Source organism: Nonomuraea sp. NPDC049400 (assembly GCF_044466425.1).
Classification (GTDB): domain Bacteria; phylum Actinomycetota; class Actinomycetes; order Streptosporangiales; family Streptosporangiaceae; genus Nonomuraea.
The window spans coordinates 1-16851 of sequence record NZ_JBITMP010000012.1 but is presented as its reverse complement, the minus strand read 5'-3'; the positions used below and the strand labels follow the sequence as shown (position 1 = coordinate 16851).

Below are 16851 nucleotides of genomic sequence, written 5' to 3'. Positions count from 1 at the left end.
GGATAATCAGACGAACGTATTAGGCGTACGCCTTAATCAAGCGTCTTGCGCATATGCCTAAGTCGGTTGTACAGTTCTCGACGCGGAAAGATCACTGATGTGAGGGAGCTGGACAGATGACCGGCATGGGCAAGCACGCAGCAGGACTGACCGCCATGGCCGTGGCAGGGGCGATCATGGCCCCCTCGGCGGCGGCCGCGGACAGCGAGGCACTGGTCCAAACCGACCGGGGACCGGTGCGTGGCATCCTCGCCGAGGACTACCGCTCGTTCCTCGGCATCCCGTACGCCGCCCCGCCGGTGGGCGAGCTGCGCTGGCGGGCGCCCCGCCCGGCCGCGGCCTGGACCCAGCCGCGCCAGGCCACCACCCCCGGCCCGATGTGCGCGCAGACCGGCGACCACCTGGGCGGCGACAGCACCAGCGAGGACTGCCTGTACCTGAACGTGACCACCCCCCGTCTCAAGCAGGGCCGCAAGCTGCCGGTGATGGTGTGGCTGCACGGCGGCAGCTTCAAGGACGGCGCCGGCCACCTGTACGACGCCCGGCGCCTGGCCGATCGAGGGAAAGTGATCGTGGTGACCGTCAACTACCGGCTCGGCGCCTTCGGCTTCCTGGCTCACCCGGCCCTGCACGACGCCGACGGCCTGTCCGGCAACTACGGGCTGGCCGACCAGCAGGCCGCCCTGGGCTGGGTCCGGCGCAACGCGGCCGCCTTCGGTGGCGACCCGCACAACGTCACGCTGTTCGGCGAGTCCTCCGGAGCCATCGCCGCCTGCGCCCACCTGGCAGCCCCCCGATCGGCCGGGCTCTTCCACCGCGCGATCCTGCAGAGCGCCCCCTGCACCGCCCCGTGGTCGCCCTCCCTGGCCATGGGCAACAACCCCCGCCCGCGCACGCAGGCCGAACGCGACGGCCGAGCCCTGGCCAAGCGGCTGGGCCTCGGCGAGTCACCGACCGCCCGGCAACTGCGCGCGATCCCGGCAGAGAAGCTGCTGCAGGCCGCCTCCGATCCGGCCCAGCCCGGCTTCGGCCCGGTCGTTGGCGGCACGTTCCTCCCGCTGGACCCGGCCCGCGCCATCACCACCGGCCGCTTCCACAAGGTGCCGGTGCTGTACGGCATCAACCGCCACGAGCAGCGCATGCACGTCTGGGGCCTGGAGATGGCCAAATACCAGGGCCCGATCCCGGCCGACCGCTACGACGAGGAGGTCCGCGCCGCCTTCGGCGCCAACGCCGGCAAGGTCCTTGCCCGCTACCCCCTCTCCGCCTACGCCTCGCCCAGCCAGGCTCTGGCCACCGCCCTGACCGACGCCCAATACGCCCGCCCCGCCCTCGACACCGGCAAGGCGCTCACACCCCGGGTCCCGACCTACGCCTTCGAGTTCGCCGACGCCGACGCCCCGTGGTTCGCCGCCTTCCCCAAGCCGTACGACATGGGCGCCTACCACGCAGCCGAACTGCCCTACCTGTTCGACGTCGGCTACAACCAGCCCCTCACCGACCGGCAGCGCCACCTGGCCGACCACATGATCGGCTACTGGACCCGCTTCGCCCGCACCGGCGACCCCAACGGCTCGGGCGCGCCTGCCTGGCATCCCTTCACCGCGGCACACCCCCATGTCCAGTCCCTGGCCCCCGGCGATCGCGGCATCAAGCCCGCCGACTTCGCCCGCGACCACCACTACGACTTCTGGACCTCACTGAACGGCTGACACGACAGCGACCTCCCGGCCGGGGCTCTCATCGGAAACTCCCCGTTCGATAAAATGGATGGGATTTCCTTACCTGGTCACGCCACACTGATCAAGAACCAGTGAGGAGATTCATCCCATGCCTAACCAGCCCGCACCGAACCTGCTGTCGTGGGCCAGCGAGATCGACGAAGGCGCGATCATGCAGGCCGCTCGCACCGCACGCCTGCCGTTCGTCTCCGGCCACGTCGCTCTCATGCCCGACGCGCACGTCGGCATCGGTGCGACGGTCGGCTCGGTGATCCCCACCGAGAACGCGATCATCCCCGCCGCCGTCGGCGTGGACATCGGTTGCGGCATGGTGGCCACCGAGACCTCGCTCACGGCCGCGGACCTGCCCGAGACGCTCGCCGCTCTGATGCCGATGGTGGAGCACCGCATTCCCGCCGGCGTCGGCAAGGGGCACGATGACCCGTCCATCGACCTCGCACTCAGCGACCTCGGGCTGCCGCACACACACCTCGACCCGAAGCAGACCAGGAAGGTCGCCGAACAGTTCGGCACCCTCGGGTCCGGCAACCACTTCGTCGAGGTCTGCCTCGACGAGCGGGACCACGTCTGGACCGTGCTGCACTCGGGGTCGCGCGGCATCGGCAACCAGCTCGCCCAGATGCACATCACGGGCGCGAAGAAGCTGATGAAGCAGCAGGCCGTCGGCCTGGAGGACCCGGACCTGGCCTACCTCGTGCAGAGCACGCCGGAGTTCACCGCGTACATCGAGGACATGCTGTGGGCGCAGCACTACGCCATGGCCTCGCGTGCCCGGATGGATAAGGTCCTCATCAACGCCCTGTTCCGGGTCGTCGGCAAGGGGCAGCGGGTGCGTACGATCAATTGCTTTGCTGGCGAAACTGGGGTGATGACGAGCGAGGGCGTGCGGCCCATAGCTGAACTGGCCGGTGGCGTCCATGAGCTGCTCAGTACCGATGGCGAATGGGTCAAGGCTCCGGTCCAATCCTTCGGTCATCAGAAGCTCATGCGCGTCCGGTTGTCGCGGAACGGTGTCGAGAAGGTCATCTACGCCACCCCCGAACATCGGTGGCTCCTTCGGACACATAGCAGCGGCGGCACGCGGTACTGGGGGAAGCGGCCCGCCGAGTTGACAACGGCCCAGCTGAAGCGAGGCGACCGTCTCGCTTGGACCTTCGCCAAGAGGCCAGATGGTATGAGCGTGGACCGGAGAGGTGCCGCCCGGGGTTTCGTCTTCGGCGACGGATCGGTCACATCGCCCAACAGGTCCCGTGCGATCTTCTGCGGTGAGAAAGATCTCCACCTGCTGGATCTCTTCGAGGGCATCGGCAAGCCGCTGCGGACGTACGACAACATGAAGATGATCGGCGGTTTGCCTGTTGATTGGAAGACGAGCACGCCATCCCTCGACAGCCCACGTTCCTACCTGTACGGCTGGGTGGCTGGATACTTCGCCGCCGACGGCGACGTCGGTAAGACTGGCCGACCCACTCTTGTGTCTGCATCCCGCGAGCACCTGGAGCAGGTTCGGGTGATCTGCAACCTGATCGGCGTCGGTACTTACGGGATTCGCGAGCGCAAGCGTATCGGCTATGGAACTGAGCCGACCTCGCTCTATCTGCTTGGGCTGATGCGCGGGGACCTCGACCCGTCGTTCTTCCTCATCCCGGAACATCGGGAGCGATTCGAGGCGGGTCGTGGTGCGGTAGAACGGCGAGGCTGGACCGTATCTGCGGTTGAGGAGACCGACCGAGTCGAGGAGGTGTTCTGCGCCGTGGTTGACGGCACCCACGCCTTCGCGCTGGAGGACAACATCCTTACCCGGAATTGTCACCATAATTTCACCCAGCAGGAGACCCACTACGGGAAGAGCCTGTGGATCACCCGTAAGGGCGCCATCAAGGCCGACACCGGTGACGAGGGCGTGATCCCGGGCTCGATGGGCACCCGGTCGTACATCGTGCGCGGTCGCGGCAACCCCGAGTCGTACAACTCCTGCGCGCACGGCGCGGGGCGGCGCATGTCGCGTACAAAGGCGAAGAAGGAGCTGTCGGTGGCCTCGCTGACTCAGGCGATGAGCGGCCGCACCTGGAACGCGAACCGGGCCGCCGCGCTGGTCGATGAGCACCCGGAGGCGTACAAGCCCATCGACCAGGTGATGGCGGACCAGGAGGATCTGGTGGAGGTGCAGCACACGCTGCGCCAGATCTTCAACTACAAGGGATAGCTCACACGCTCGATTCGATCAGCTCCAGCGTGCGGGAGTGGAGCCGTTCCGCGGCGGCGGGGGCGAACGCCGGGTGGTCCACGCTGATCCGGCGTTCGCGCAGGAAGGCGCTGAGCGGCTCGGCGGGCGGGGCGTCGATCAGGGCGACGATCGGTTTGATGCCCTCCTCGACCGGCAGCCCGTGCCTCTTGAGTCTCGCCACGTGCGCGGCGGTCGCCCGGTCGTACTCGCCGGCCAGGCTCGTCGACACGCCGCCGGGGTGCATGAGGACGTATCGGGTACGGTCGCCGTGCCGCGCGGCGAAGGCCACGCCCAGCAGGTCGTTCGCCTTTCCGGCCTGGAACTGGGCGGCCACGCCGTCGTACCCGCGTTCGAGCATGAGGTCGTCCCAGCGGATGAGCTCGGTCGGCTGTCCCGGGCCTGACACGTTCACGATGAGGCGGGGCGCGGTGAGGCCGTAGCTGAGCAGGAAGCGGCTCAGGTAGTCCAGCGCGAACGTGCCCTCCACCCCCTCGGCCGTCACGAACCGGTGCGTACGGAAGAAGCGCGCGCACAGCACGAGCGCGTCCACCACCGGGAACCTGGCGTTGACCTCCTCGATCACCCGCCGGTTCGCGCTGATCAGGCTCAGGTCCGCGGGGATGAACGTCGCTCCGGGGACGGCTCTGGACTTGTCGCGCCCGATGACGGCCACGGCGTCGCCGCGTTCGAGGTAGGTGCGGGCGAGCGCCCGCCCCATGCCGTCCGTGCCGCCGCTGATCACCAGTGTCTTCATGCGGTCCTCGCCAGCTCTTCTTCCGGTACGGCGTGCGTACGCGGGTTGCCCGGCAGGAGCGGGACGGCGGCCAGGATGATCACGATCACGGCCACGACGAGCCAGAAGATGCCGTGGAAGCCGGTCATCACGTCTCCGGCGGTCTGGAGGATGAGCGTGACGGCGGCGACGCCGAGCGCCGCGCCGAGCTGGTTGAGCATGTAGAGCACCGAGCTGCCCTGCGCCACCATGGAGGGCGGCAGCGCCCGGTACAGGGAGCCCATCGTGGGCGCGCTGAAGCACCCGCTGCCCAGCCCGATCGTGAAGGCCGCGAGCACCGGCCAGACCTCCGGGGTGTTCGCGTCGATCCCGGTGAAGGCGAGCGCGCTGAGCACGGCCACGATCGCGCCGCCGGTGGCGAGGCCGCGGGCGCCGACGCGGTCCGACAGCCGGCCGGCCAGCGGCATGGCGACCGCCCCGCCGAGCCCGATCGGCGCCATCAGCAGCCCTGCGGCGAGCACGCCGTGCCCGTGTGCCTGCTGGTAGTACAGGGGCAGGGCGAACAGGGCGGCGAAGAGCGCCAGCCCGCCGAGTCCCATGATCGTGACGCTCGCGCTGAAGCCCCGGCTGGTGAACAGCCGCAGGTCGATCAGGGGCGGAGTGCGGCCGTCAGAACGGCCGCGCAGTGCGTGGACGGCGTAGGCGAGCAGCAGCACCACGCCGGCGCCCAGCGGGAGCAGCGCCTGCCAGGCGGTGAGCGCGTCCTGCTCGGCCGTCTGCGACAGCGCGAGGACGACGGCCGCGAACCCCGGCCCGAGCAGCGCCAGCCCCAGCACGTCCAGGGGGGCGAGGGCCGGGCCCTCGCTCTCGGCGTCGGCGGGGATCGCACGCAGGGCCAGCAGCAGCGCCACGAGGCCGACGGGCACGCTGAGCAGGAACATCCACCGCCACGAGAGGCCGGACAGCACCGCGCCGCCCGCGATCGGCCCGAGCACCGGGCCGAGCGACAGGACCACGCCCATCAGTCCCATCACGCGCCCGGCCCGGCGCGGCCCGGCGGCGCGGGCCAGCAGGATCAGTACGAGAGGGTCCAGCAGCCCGGCCCCGAACCCTTGCAGCACCCGGAACACGATCAGTGCGCCGACGTTCCAGGCCAGCCCGGCCCCGAGCGCCCCGGCGAGGAACAGCGCCAGTCCCGCCAGCCACAGCCGCTTGCCGCCGAACCGGTCGACGGCCCAGGTGGTGAACGGGATGGTGGCGGTCACGGCCAGCAGGAACCCGGTGGACGTCCAGCCGACCGTGCTGAGCGAGGTGTCGAAGGCCCCGGCCAGGGTGTCGACGGCGACGGCGGCCATCGTGCTGTTGAGGATGCCCAGCAGCCCGCCGAGCAGGATCACGCCGATGATCCCCAGCAGGCGTGGGTCCAGACGATCATCATCATTTGAACTCATGGGTTCAACGTAGTTATCTCATGCGTTCGCATGCAACCGATGCGTCCATGAAGTTGAACCGGAAAGTACAATCTGGAGGCATGGCCACCATCTCGCGGGGACGCATCGACAAGCGGCAGGCGATCCTGGAGGGAGCGTTCACCGTTTTCGCCCGCCTGGGCTACGCGCAGGCGTGCGTGCAGGACATCGCGGACGAGGCGGGCGTGGCCAAGCCGACGGTGTACAACCACATGACGGACAAGGCCACCCTGTTCAGGAACGCCATGGAGGCCGCCGCGCAGACCGCGCTCAACGAGCGCCTGGCGGCCCTGGAGCCGCTGGCCGATCCCGGCGACGACCTGCGCGCCACGCTGGACGGCGTCGCCGACGAGCTGCTCCGGCTGCACACCGACGAGCGCTCGTGCGCGCTGCGCCGCCTGCTCTACTCGGAGGTCATCCGCTTCCCCGACGTGCTCGGCATCGTCAAGGAGCGCGGTCCCCACCGCCTCAACCAGGCCCTGGCCGACCGCCTGGCCCGGCTCGCGCTCGCCGGGCGCCTGCGGGCCGGCGATCCCGACGTGGCGGCCGAGCAGTTCATGGCGCTGCTCATCGGCCCGCTCGAGGCCCGTTCCCAGATGGGCACCCGTACGATCCCCGCCGGCGAGCTGCGGGACGTGGCGCGCGCCGCCGTGCAGACCTTCATGAGAGCCTGGGGCACGGACTGATCACGCTCGCGACGTGTCCCGCCAGGTCTCCTAGGGCTTGGCGTCGGTCCAGCCCGCCTCGATCAGCGCGTCGGAGTTCCAGACCGTGCCCGGCTCGAGGCCGGCCTGGAAGCCGCCCGGCTCCACCACGACGTGCTCATTCGCCAGCGCGCGCCCAGTCGCCTCATCGAAGATCAGCCGATTCTCCGACACGCCGCCGCCCTGCGTGCGGTCCTTGATCGCCACCGCCGTGCCCCGGCGTCCCTGCGCGTCCGTGACGTTCTCGACGACCTGCACGTCATCGAGCTCGGCCAGCATCCGGAACGCTGCTCCGCGCACCTCGGGCGTCACCGGCATGTCCATGATCAACCCCGTGCTGACCACGAACAGCCACCCGTCGCCCGACTTCGGCACGTCGGTGTCCTGGCCCTTCCAGGACAGCAGCCGCTTCTTGAGCCCGTCCGGGTCGGCGGGCAGCTCGCGCAGGTCTTTCATGGTGACGTTGCGGCCCAGCCAGAACACCTTGTCGCCGTCCACCAGGGGGGTGTGACCGGTCATGGCCCGTCGCGGCGACGTTTGCAGGACCATGGGCCGGCTCTTCCCGGGGACCGTGACCTCGATCGCGGTGGGGGACCCGGCCCGCTCCCACGCCTGCCGGTCCTCCTCGCTGGCCGGGCGCGCCCCGAGTGACTGCATGCGACCCCACTGCTCCTGGTCCTCGCCGGTGGCGCTGGGCGTCCAGCCCTCGTCCCGTCGCTGGTCCAGGACCCGGTAACCGCCCTTGGCGGCGGTGAACAGGGTCCGGTGCACCGACACGGTGTGCCAGTATTCGCCCTTGCCCTCCGGTTGCCGGTCCGCCTTCGCGGCGGCGGCCAGCAGCACGTCCCGGGCCGACAACGTCACCTTCTGGGTGCTCGGCACGCTCGCGGGGCTGCCGGCGGGCGGGCGCGGCGTCGGCGCCGCGCCGTTCATGGAGAGGACCACGGCCGCCGCCGTCACAGCTGCCGCGGCGCCGGCCAGCCCCAGCCCCCACGCGGGCCGCGCGACCCCGCGCCTGCGCCGCGCCGGCCTGGGGATCGACATGGCGCGGGACAGCTCGGCGGCCCTGGTCCGCGGGTCGACGGGCCGGTCGTCGTCGAGGTGGGCGGGCCTGGCGGCCCTGAGCTCGTCGATGGGGTTCATGACCACTCCTCGCTGAGGTTCCGCACGTGGGGCAGGGACGACGCTTCCGGCCTGGGCGTGGCCCTGGCCTCCATGGCCTGCTTGAGCCGTTTGCGCGCCCGGTGCAGCCGTACGCGGAACGCCGCCGACGAGCAGCCGGCGACCCGCGCACCCTCCTTCGGCGACAGCCCGTGCCAGGCGACCAGGACGAGAATCTCCCGATCGTCCTCCGCCAGGGTGGCCAGGGCACGCAGCACGCCCAGCCGCTCGGTCACCTGATCGGCCACGTCGCCCTCGGTCCAGGCCCGCAGCTCGGCCGCGACCGCCTCCCGGCGTACCTCGGCGCGTACGTTGTCGCGCAGCACGTTCCTGGCGACGCCCAGCAACCACGGCAGTGCCGGCTCGGGCACGTCGTCCAGCCGCCGCCAGGCGATCGCGAACGTCTCGCTCACCACCTCGTCCGCCACCTGCCGCCCGGCGCGACTGACCACGTAGGCCCACACGCGTTGCCGGCATTCGTCGTACATGCCGGTGAACCGGTGCGCATCATCCGTCACCGCCCAGCCCCTTCGTTCGGGATGCGTTCTTCTGACACCACGAAGTGGTCAGAACCCTCCCGTTGTTACACCTCTCGGTCGAAATTTCCGCAGGGGCTGGCGAAAAGCGCTGGTCACACGCCGAACGGCGCCCCCTTGTCCAGGAGGCGCCGTTCGTACTCGGGGCTACCTGACCCAGAGGTAGTACCAGCCGGTGGCGTTCTTTTCGCACTTGTATTCGTCCCAGCCCTCACGCTGGTACGACTGGCCCATGTCGATGCACTTGCTGCGACTGGTGTACTCGCCGATGTACGTCCAGCCGGCGGCCTGAGCCGGGGCGGCGATGCCGATGGCGGCCAGCGCTGCGATACCCGCTGCGACGATGCCTGCACGAACGCGCATGCGTGATCTACCTTTCTCCCGGGGGGCGTTTCTTGATCCACGATCAATGTTGGGACCATATAAGGGCCATAGAGCAGCTATACAGCGAGAATGCGGGTGGATATGGAGGTCGGTGAGCTGCTGGGGTCCGGGCGTACAGCGGACGTATACGCGATCGACGGCGAGCGGGTGTTACGGCGCTACCGGGTGGGCCTCGACGCGCGGCGGGAGGCGGAGGTCATCGCGTACGTGGCCGCGCACGGCTACCCGGTGCCCGAGCTGTATCCGGGCACGGAGCAGGCCACCGACCTGGTGATGGGGCGGTTGACCGGGCCGACGATGTTGCGGGCGGTGCTCGACGGGGGGATCACGCCCGAGGAGGTGGGCGAGGTTCTCGCGCGGCTGCTGCTGCGGTTGCACGAGATCCCGGCTCGGGTGTCCGAGGGGCCCGATGATCGGGTGCTCCATCTCGATCTGCATCCGGACAACGTCATGCTGACGCCCCTAGGGCCCGTGGTGATCGACTGGGGCAACAGCCGGGAAGGGCCGCCGGGGTTGGACTGCGCCATGTCGGCGGTGATCATCGCGCAGGTGGCGGTGGATGAGGACAGCGAGTTCGCCGCGACGGCGCGGGCAATCCTCGCCGCGCTGCTCGCCGGGCTCGGTGGCGCCATGGACTTCGGCGAGGGGCTCGAGCGGGCCAAGGCGACCAGGGGCGCGAATCCGACACTCACCGAACGCGAAATCTCGCTGCTCGACGACGCCGTGAGGCTGATCCGCGCCCCGCGGGCACCCGCGCGGTCCGCAGGCTGAGGCGGCTACTCGGTCCAGGACGCGGTGGCGTCGATGCGTTCGCGCCAGAGCTTCTCGGCGCCACCGCCGGGCTCCCAGCGGGCGCAGAAGTCGAGCAGGTCACGGCAGCGCGCCAGCATGGCCTCCTGGCGCTCGGCCCACTCGGGGACCGGGCCGTCGTAGGCCGCGAAGAAGTGGCGGAGCAGTGGGACGTGCTCCGGATGGTGGCTGCGGATGATCCACTCGCACCACGCCAGGTCTTCGATCGGGCGCCCCGGGTGGGCCCACTCCCAGTCGAGTATCGCGGTCGTCCGGAACGTGGCCGGGTCGAACAGCATGTTCTGCGGGCCGAAGTCGCCGTGCACGATGCCCAGCCGGTGGAGGTCGGACAGGATCCGGCCGCACTCGGTGAGCACCTCCACGGCGTGGCCCTCGTCGAGCAGGTCCTGGCCGTGGCTGCCGGAGACGAAACGGGTGGTCAGGCTCGTCTCGGTGACCTTGTGCACGCGGGGCACCGGGAGACGGCCGCGCAGGCGGCGCAGGTATCTGCTCTCCGTGCCGAGCCTGAACGCCGCCTCCGGGCCCTGGTAGCACTTCACGACCAGGGCGCCGTCGCCGAATGTGCTGTTGGTGTACCCGTGCTTCACAAGGGTCGATTCTGGCGCACTCGCGCCCCTCCCAGACGCCCCGGCACGCTATCGAACACGACTCCGATACACGATGTAAGGACGGAACAAATAGCCCAACGGGGCCGAAAGCGCATGCACCAGGCGGCTGAACGGGAAAAGAACGACCAACGCCATCCCGATGACGGTGTGCACCTTGTAAAGAATGTTGGCCTGACCCATCGCCATGGCGTCCGGCTGGAGGATGAGGACGCCGCGGAACCAGGGCGCGACCGTGGTCCGGTAGCTCACCTCGGTCGGCACGAACCCCGCGACCGTGGTCGCCACGCCCGCCACGATCGACGCCGCCAGCACCGCGTACATCGTCTTGTCGTTGGCCGTGGTCGCCATGAACACCGGGCCGCTGGTGCGTCGGCGGTAGATCAGCAGGACCAGCCCCGCCAGCGTGCCCAGCCCCGCGAGACCACCCCAGACGAGTGCGTTCGCGTGATAGGCGTCGTTGCTCACGCCGATCGCGTCCGTCCAGCTCACCGGGATGAGCAGCCCGGTGACGTGGCCGACGATCACGAAGAGCAGGGCGTAGTGGAACAGCGGGCTCGCCACGCGCAGCAGCGGGCTCTCATGGAGCTGCGACGAACGGGTGGTCCAGCCGAATTTGTCGTAGCGGTAACGCCAGATCAGCCCGCCTGCGAAGACCACCAGGGTGACGTACGGTGCGACCACCCAGAGCATGCTCTCCGGCCACGTCACAGGTAGCGCCCCACGGTCTCGGCCGGCGGCCCGCCCTGGGCCAGGCGCGTGGCCTGGAGCCGTTCCGCGGCGGTGATCGGCGGCAGGCTCGCGCACACCGTGCCGATCACGTACGCGTACGGCGAGTCGCGGTCGGTCAGGGCGGTGAGCAGCAGCTCCAGCCCCGGCCTGTGCTCCTTGAGCAGCGCGGCCCCCGAGGAGTCGTGCGCGGCGAACTCCAGCATCACCGGCAGGAAGTCGGGCAGCTCGTCGTCCATCAGCTCCCAGCCCGCCGTGCGGTAGCGCTGTTTCAGCTCGGCCAGCGACCGGCCGCGGCGGCGGGTGTCGCCGTCGGTGTAGTAGGTCAGGTAGAGGCAGCAGCGCCGGTGCAGGTCGAACGTCTCCACGTAGTGCGCGGCCAGCTCGCCGGGGCCGAGCTCGGAGGCCAGTGACAGGAACGTCCGGAAATGCGGCTCCGCGGCCTCCTTGATCAGCGGGAGGCGGCGCCAGAAGCGCTCGTCGGGGTAGGCGAGGAGGTGCGCGGCGGCTTGCCAGATGACGGCCCCGCTGATGACGCTGTTCATGGCCTTCCTCTCTCGGGGCCTCTCTCGGGGCCTCTCCTGGGGCCTCTCTTGGGCGGGAACAGGCCGGCGGGGGTGCCGCGGCCGTCCCAGTTGAGGAGGTTCACCCGGTCGTGGGTGACCTCGTCGCTGGTCTGGCGCTCTTTCAGGCCGTGGAAGCTCTCGATCGAGACCGGGACGGGCCGGCCCGACGCCTCGCCGAACGGGCTCTGCGTGCCGCGTCCCGCGTCGTAGTCGAGAGGGCACCCGCCCTCCTCCACGACGCCCGGCGGGATGTTGCCGTAGGCGGTCGGGATCACGTACCGCTCCTCGTACCTCGCCAGCGCCAGCAGCCGGTACATGTCGCGCACGTCGTCCTCCGGCAGGCCCGCGTCCGCGAGTACTGGTGGGTAGCCCAGGTTGACCGCGCGCATGTACGACCGCATCGCGGCCAGGCGGCGCAGCGCGGCGGTCACGGGCGCCGGGTCGCCGGCCGTGAACAGCTCGGCCAGGTAACCGATCGGGATGCGGAGCGACTCGATGGCGGCGAACAGGTTGCCCGCGTCCTCGCCGTCGTGGCCCCCTTCGGCGAGCGCGTCCACGACGGGGGAGAGCGGGGGGACGTACCAGACCATCGGCAGCGTGCGGTACTCCGGGTGCAGGGGCAGCGCGATCCGGTACCTCTTGATCAGGTCGTACACGGGTGATCTGCGCGCGGCCTCCACCCAGTCCGCGGGCAGCCCGGCACTGGACACCGCCGGGTCGTGCGGGTCGACGAACAGGCCCAGCTGGGCTTCGTACAGGTCGCGCTCGTCGGCGACCGAGGCCGCCTCGCTCACGCGGTCGGCGTCGTACAGCAGGACCCCGATATAGCGCAGCCGCCCGACGCAGGTCTCCGAGCAGACCGTCGGGAGCCCGACCTCCACCCGCGGATAGCAGAAATGGCACTTCTCCGCTTTGCCGGTCTTGTGGTTGAAGTACACCTTCTTGTACGGACAGCCCGTCACGCACATGCGCCAGCCCCGGCACCTGTCCTGGTCCACCAGCACGATGCCGTCCTCGACCCGCTTGTACAGGGCGCCCGACGGGCAGGAGGCCACGCATGACGGATTGAGGCAGTGCTCGCAGATGCGCGGCAGGTAGAACATGAACGCCTGCTCGAAGGCCAGTTTGACCTGCTCGGAGACCTTGGCCAGCACGGGGTCTGGCGTCGGGTCGCCGCCGAGGTTGTCGTCCCAGTTGGCGCTCCAGCGGATCTTCATCGGCTCGTTGCTGATCAGGGACCTGGGCGCCGCCACGGGGACGTCGCCGGACAGCGGGGCGCTGATGAGGTGCTCGTAGTCGTAGGTCCAGGGCTCGTAGTAGTCCTGGAGTGAGGGCATGCGGGGATTGGCGAAGATGGTGAGCAGCTTGCGGAGTCGGCCGCCCGCCCTGAGCCTGAGCCTGCGCTTCCTGTCGCGCACCCAGCCGCCGCGCCAGCGGTCCTGGTCCTCGTAGCGCCTGGGGTAGCCCTGTCCCGGGCGGGTCTCGACGTTGTTGAACCAGACGTACTCGACGCCCGGCCGGTTGGTCCAGGTCTGTTTGCAGGTGACGGAGCAGGTGTGGCAGCCGATGCACTTGTCCAGGTTCATCACCATGGCGACCTGGGCCATGATCCGCATCAGTACCTCACGTCCTGCGATCGGCGGCGGATCGTGGTGATCTCGTCGCGCTGGCTCCCGGCGGGGCCGAGATAGTTGAAGCCGTACGAGAGCTGGGCGTATCCGCCGATCATGTGGGTGGGCTTGATGAGCACCCTGGTCAGGGCGTTGTGGATGCCGCCTCTCCGGCCGGTCGCCGCCGACTTCGGCACGTCGATCAGGCGGTCCTGCGCATGGTGCATGTACACCGTGCCGCGCGGCATGCGGTGCGAGACGACGGCCCTGGCCACGACCACGCCGTTGCGGTTGACCGCCTCGATCCAGTCGTTGTCCGCCACGCCCAGCTCGGCCGCGTCCGCCACCGACATCCAGATCGTGGGGCCGCCCCTCGACAGGGTCAGCATGAGGAGGTTGTCCTGGTACTCGGAGTGCAGTGACCACTTGTTGTGCGGGGTCACGTAACGCAGGGTGCCGGTCTCGCCGTACAGCGCGGCCAGGTCGAGCGGGGGGCGGTAGACCGGCAGCGACTCGCCGTACTCGTGCATCCAGTCGTGGTCGAGGAAGAAGTGCATGCGCCCGGTGAGCGTGTGCCAGGGCTTGCCGTTCTCCACGTTGATCGTGAAGGGGGAGTAGCGGCGGCCGCGCGACTCCTTGCCCGACCACTCGGGGCTGGGCGCCACGTGCACGGGCCTGGCCTGGGTGTCGGCGAAGTCGATGCGGTGCCGTACGTCGATCAGGTCGTCGAAGCCGGTGCCCGTGCGCTGGGCGAGCTGACTGAAGCCCTGCGCGGCCAGCCTGCCGTTGCTCGCGCCCGAGAGCGCGAGTATCGCCTCGCACGTCTTGGCGTCGGTGTCGAGCTCGGGCCTGCCCTTGGCCACGCCCCACGGCACCAGGCCGCAGCGCCGGCCCAGCCAGGCCACCTCCTCGTCGGGCATGAACGTCACGCCCTTGACCGGCAGCCCCAGCTGCTCCGTGAGCGGGCCGAGTGCCGCCAGCTTCTCGGCGACGGCGCCGTAGTCGCGCTCCACCACCGTCAGCTCCGGCCCGCCGGTCACCGCGAGCTCGCCCGGCGTGTCGTGCTGGTACGCCGTCGCCACCACGTCCCTGCGTACGCCGAGCTGCTCCTTGGCGAGCCGGCTGAAGGCCCCAGCGATGGCGTGAAAGGCCGAAAAATCGGTCTTTGTCTCCCAGGGCGGGCTGATCGCCGGGTTGAACGCGTGCACGAACGGGTGCAGATCCGTGGTCGACAGATCGTGCTTCTCGTACCAGGTGGCGGCAGGAAGCACGATGTCGGAGAAGACCGTCGAGGACGTCATCCTGAAGTCGAGCGTGAGCAGGAGGTCCAGCTTCCCGCGTGGGGCCGCCTCCTCGGGGTGCTCCAGGTTGGAGGTGGTGCCGAGCAGGTGGTGCAGGAAATACTCGTCGCCCTTGGCGGAGGAGCCGAAGAGGTTCGAGCGCCACAGGGTGAGCACGCGCGGCCAGTTGCGCGGGTCGTCCGGGTTCTCCGCGGCGTGTTTGAGCCGGCCCGAACGGAGCTCCTCCAGGGTGTGGGCGATGGGGTCGTCGGCGTCGCCCAGGTCCAGTGGGTTCCTGTCGAAGGCCGGGGACATCGGCATCCAGCCGTTCTTGACGGCCTCGGTGACCAGGTCGGCGGTGCGCTTGCCGCGGAACTCGCCGGTGGCGAGCGGCGAGGCCAGCTCGCCCGCGTCGAAGTGGTCGTAACGCCACTGGTCGGTGTGCAGGTACCAGTACGGCGTGCCGGGCACCTGCCGCGGGGGCCGTGACCAGTCCAGGGCGCCCGCCAGCAGCGCCCATCCGCTCTGCGTGCGGCATTTCTCCTGGCCCACGTAGTGCGCCCAGCCGCCGCCGTTGCGGCCCTGGCAGCCGGTCAGCAGGAGGAGCGACAGGAACGCCCGGTAGATCGTGTCGCCGTGGAACCACTGCGTGGTGCCCGCCCCAAGGATGATCATGCATCGGCCCTCGGTGGCCTCCGCCGTCCTCGCGAACTCCCTGGCGATCCTCGCCGCCCTTCGCGCGGGCACGCCAGTGATCTTCTCCTGCCAGGCCGGCGTGTACGGCTCGTCGGCGTCGTAGCCGTCCGGCCAGTCGCCGGGGAGCCCGTCCCGCCCCACCCCGTACTGGGCCAGGAGCAGGTCGAACACCGTGGTCACCAGGTGGTCCCCTGCCCGGGCCACCGGGACGCCCCTGCGTACCGAATGGCCGCCGTCGAAGCGGGGCAGCAGGACCTCGGCCGATTCGCCGCCGTACAGGGTGAGCTTGGGGTCGGTGCCCAGGTCGAGGTTCCAGCGGCCCGCGCCGGACTCGGTCCAGCGGAAGCCGATCGAGCCGTTCGGCACGACCGGCTCGTCGGTCTGCGACATGAGCACGGTCTTCCACTCGGCCGCCTCCTGCTCGGAGCCCAGGTCCTTGGCCGTGAGGAACCTGCCTGGCACGTACGCGCCCGCGTGCTCCTTGAGCCGGACGAGGAACGGCAGGTCGGTGAAGCGCTTGACGTAGTCGGTGAAATAGGGCGTCTCGCGCTCGACGAAGAACTCCTTCAGCAGCACGTGTCCCATGGCCATGGCCAGCGCGCCGTCCGTGCCGGGCGGCACGCTGAGGAACTCGTCGGCGAACTTGGCGGCGTCGCTGAAATCGGGGGAGACCACCACCACCTTCTGGCCCCGGTAACGGGCCTCGGCCATCCAGTGGGCGTCGGGTGTGCGGGTGACGGGGACGTTCGCGCCCCACATCATCAGGTACGCCGCGTCCCACCAGTCGGCCGACTCCGGCACGTCCGTCTGGTCGCCGAAGACCTGGGGCGAGGCCACGGGCAGGTCGGCGTACCAGTCGTAGTAGGAGAGCATGGTGCCGCCGATCAGCGACACGAACCTGGAGCCGATGGCCTGGGAGACCATCGACATGGCGGGGACGGGGGAGAATCCGGCGATCCGGTCGGGGCCGTACGTCTTGATGGTGTGCACGTGGGCGGCGGCGATCATCTCGACGGCCTGGTCCCAGGTGATGCGGATGAGGCCGCCGCAGCCTCGGGCGCTCTGGTAATTACGCCTTTTTTCCGGATTTGTCGTGATTTCTGCCCATGCGGCGACCGGGTCGCCGTTCAGGCGTTCTTTCGCTTCTGCGTACATCTCGACGAGGACGCGCCTGGCGTACGGGTAGCGGATCCGGGTCGGCGAGTAGGTGTACCAGGAGAAGGCGGCGCCGCGCGGGCAGCCGCGCGGCTCGTACTCGGGGCGGTCGGGACCCACGCTCGGGTAGTCGGTCTGCTGTGTCTCCCAGGTGATGATGCCGTCCTTGACGTACACCTTCCACGAGCACGATCCCGTGCAGTTCACGCCGTGCGTCGAGCGGACCACCTTGTCGTGGCTCCACCGGTCCCGGTAGAAGGTGTCGCCTTCCGTGCCGCCTAATCAGTGTTAGCGAGTCGCCTTGCGGCAGACTCGGTGGTTGGTAGCCGTCCGGCAGGTGAGCACTTGTGCGTCCTGGACTTCGAGTCCTGCTGAAAGACAGTGCCCCTGCCGGTTGGCCGGGAGAGTTGATCGCTTCTGGGATGTCGTTGCCCACTGACGGTG

At 69.6% G+C, this 16851-nt stretch carries 14 protein-coding genes; 4 read left to right on the top strand and 10 right to left on the bottom strand.

Annotation, left to right across the window (positions count from 1 at the left end; translation table 11 throughout):
- The first annotated feature begins 116 nt into the window (after nucleotides 1-116).
- Nucleotides 117-1712 carry a carboxylesterase/lipase family protein gene (locus ACIBVN_RS20220; RefSeq protein ID WP_397138438.1) on the top strand — a complete coding sequence of 532 codons (1596 nt, stop codon included), beginning with the start codon at nucleotides 117-119 and terminating at the stop codon, nucleotides 1710-1712.
- 118 nt (nucleotides 1713-1830) lie between these two features.
- The gene (locus ACIBVN_RS20215) at nucleotides 1831-3948 is read left to right on the top strand and encodes an RtcB family protein (RefSeq protein ID WP_397138436.1); all 2118 of its coding nucleotides are present in this window, start codon (nucleotides 1831-1833) and stop codon (nucleotides 3946-3948) included.
- Nucleotide 3949: 1 nt separating this feature from the next.
- Here ACIBVN_RS20215 and ACIBVN_RS20210 read toward each other — a convergent pair whose 3' ends face one another.
- Nucleotides 3950-4723 (bottom strand): SDR family NAD(P)-dependent oxidoreductase, encoded by a 774-nt coding sequence (locus tag ACIBVN_RS20210; RefSeq protein WP_397138434.1) that lies wholly within the window; start codon nucleotides 4721-4723, stop codon nucleotides 3950-3952.
- Complete coding sequence (locus ACIBVN_RS20205) at nucleotides 4720-6153, bottom strand: DHA2 family efflux MFS transporter permease subunit (protein ID WP_397138432.1); 1434 nt, start codon at nucleotides 6151-6153, stop codon at nucleotides 4720-4722. The genes ACIBVN_RS20210 and ACIBVN_RS20205 overlap by 4 nt, the downstream gene beginning before the upstream one ends.
- A gap of 80 nt (nucleotides 6154-6233) precedes the next feature.
- Between ACIBVN_RS20205 and ACIBVN_RS20200 the strand changes: the two genes are divergently transcribed.
- Nucleotides 6234-6857, top strand: a complete 624-nt coding sequence (locus tag ACIBVN_RS20200; RefSeq protein WP_397138430.1) for a TetR/AcrR family transcriptional regulator — start codon at nucleotides 6234-6236, stop codon at nucleotides 6855-6857.
- 30 nt (nucleotides 6858-6887) lie between these two features.
- On the opposite strand, the gene ACIBVN_RS20195 is transcribed toward ACIBVN_RS20200, so the two are convergent.
- The 3 genes from ACIBVN_RS20195 to ACIBVN_RS20185 form a co-directional block, all read right to left on the bottom strand.
- Nucleotides 6888-8018, bottom strand: coding sequence for a CU044_5270 family protein (locus ACIBVN_RS20195; RefSeq protein WP_397138428.1), 1131 nt, complete (start codon nucleotides 8016-8018; stop codon nucleotides 6888-6890).
- Nucleotides 8015-8554, bottom strand: coding sequence for an RNA polymerase sigma factor (locus ACIBVN_RS20190; protein WP_397138426.1), 540 nt, complete (start codon nucleotides 8552-8554; stop codon nucleotides 8015-8017). Before ACIBVN_RS20190 ends, ACIBVN_RS20195 begins: the two co-directional genes overlap by 4 nt.
- Nucleotides 8555-8719: 165 nt before the next feature.
- Nucleotides 8720-8935, bottom strand: a complete 216-nt coding sequence (locus ACIBVN_RS20185) for a hypothetical protein (RefSeq protein WP_397138424.1) — start codon at nucleotides 8933-8935, stop codon at nucleotides 8720-8722.
- 90 nt (nucleotides 8936-9025) lie between these two features.
- On the opposite strand from ACIBVN_RS20185, the gene ACIBVN_RS20180 reads away from it, so the two are divergent.
- Nucleotides 9026-9727, top strand: coding sequence for a phosphotransferase (locus tag ACIBVN_RS20180; RefSeq protein ID WP_397138422.1), 702 nt, complete (start codon nucleotides 9026-9028; stop codon nucleotides 9725-9727).
- 5 nt (nucleotides 9728-9732) lie between these two features.
- On the opposite strand, the gene ACIBVN_RS20175 is transcribed toward ACIBVN_RS20180, so the two are convergent.
- The 5 genes from ACIBVN_RS20175 to ACIBVN_RS20155 are packed head-to-tail and all read right to left on the bottom strand — an operon-like array spanning nucleotide 9733 to nucleotide 16635.
- Nucleotides 9733-10353: a phosphotransferase gene (locus ACIBVN_RS20175; protein WP_397138420.1), complete on the bottom strand. Its 621-nt coding sequence runs from the start codon at nucleotides 10351-10353 to the stop codon at nucleotides 9733-9735.
- Nucleotides 10354-10401: 48 nt separating this feature from the next.
- Nucleotides 10402-11064: a respiratory nitrate reductase subunit gamma gene (gene narI / locus ACIBVN_RS20170; protein WP_397138907.1), complete on the bottom strand. Its 663-nt coding sequence runs from the start codon at nucleotides 11062-11064 to the stop codon at nucleotides 10402-10404.
- Between the two features lie 14 nt (nucleotides 11065-11078).
- The gene (gene narJ, locus ACIBVN_RS20165; RefSeq protein ID WP_397138418.1) at nucleotides 11079-11645 is read right to left on the bottom strand and encodes a nitrate reductase molybdenum cofactor assembly chaperone; all 567 of its coding nucleotides are present in this window, start codon (nucleotides 11643-11645) and stop codon (nucleotides 11079-11081) included.
- The gene (gene narH, locus ACIBVN_RS20160; RefSeq protein ID WP_397138416.1) at nucleotides 11642-13282 is read right to left on the bottom strand and encodes a nitrate reductase subunit beta; all 1641 of its coding nucleotides are present in this window, start codon (nucleotides 13280-13282) and stop codon (nucleotides 11642-11644) included. The genes narJ and narH overlap by 4 nt, the downstream gene beginning before the upstream one ends.
- Nucleotides 13282-16635, bottom strand: a complete 3354-nt coding sequence (locus tag ACIBVN_RS20155; protein WP_397138414.1) for a nitrate reductase subunit alpha — start codon at nucleotides 16633-16635, stop codon at nucleotides 13282-13284. The genes narH and ACIBVN_RS20155 overlap by 1 nt, the downstream gene beginning before the upstream one ends.
- Between the last annotated feature and the right edge of the window lie 216 nt (nucleotides 16636-16851).